Below are 675 nucleotides of genomic sequence, written 5' to 3' on the forward strand. Positions count from 1 at the left end.
CGGGGCCAGGCCGTGTTCGACCACCTGCCAGCGGCGCTCCGCCAGCGCCGGTGCCAGCGCGCACAGGCGGCGGCGGGCGAAGTCGCTGGGCGCGACCAGCAGGACGTCGCGCGCGGCCAGTTCGGCCAGCAGCGCCTCGCGCAGCGACCACCAGGCGCGGGCATCGCGCCCGGCGAAGACGAAATCGCGGCCGGCGGCGGCCAGCTGCTTCGCCAGCGCCTCGCGGTCGAAGGCCTCGTGTTCCGGGTCGCGCGCGTCGTGCAGCAGCGGCCACAGCGGGAAGGCGTCGTGCGTGCACAGCGCCGTGGGCAGGCCGGTGCGCAGCACGTCGAGGCTGTGGCCCACCAGCGAGGACACGAGCACCGCGCCCACGCCCCAGGCGTCCTTCAGCGTGGAAAGGATGGCCGCGACTTCGGTGGAGCAAGCGGCGCAATCGCTGATGGGCGCCGACAGCTCCCAGCTGTGCAGGGGCGGCGCGTCGAGGTCGGCGTGCAGGCACAGGCGGCGGCCGAAGGGTGGCTTGTCGTGGTCGCCGCGCGCCACCAGCACCAGGTGCGTGCGCCCGGCGTCGGCCGCGGCGAGGTCGCACACGAAACGTTCGGCGCCGCCTCCCCAGCCGTGCAGCACGTGCAGCAGCGCCGGGCGGCCGGGCAAGGCGGGGCGGCCGCCGCGGCG

General features: G+C 76.6%; 1 protein-coding gene. It reads right to left on the bottom strand.

What is annotated here, in order from left to right:
* Positions 1-675 (bottom strand): hypothetical protein (locus N790_RS16350; RefSeq protein WP_043801927.1); only part of this gene is annotated, 675 nt, incomplete at both ends.

This window comes from Arenimonas malthae CC-JY-1, from assembly GCF_000747075.1.
Taxonomy (GTDB): domain Bacteria; phylum Pseudomonadota; class Gammaproteobacteria; order Xanthomonadales; family Xanthomonadaceae; genus Arenimonas; species Arenimonas malthae.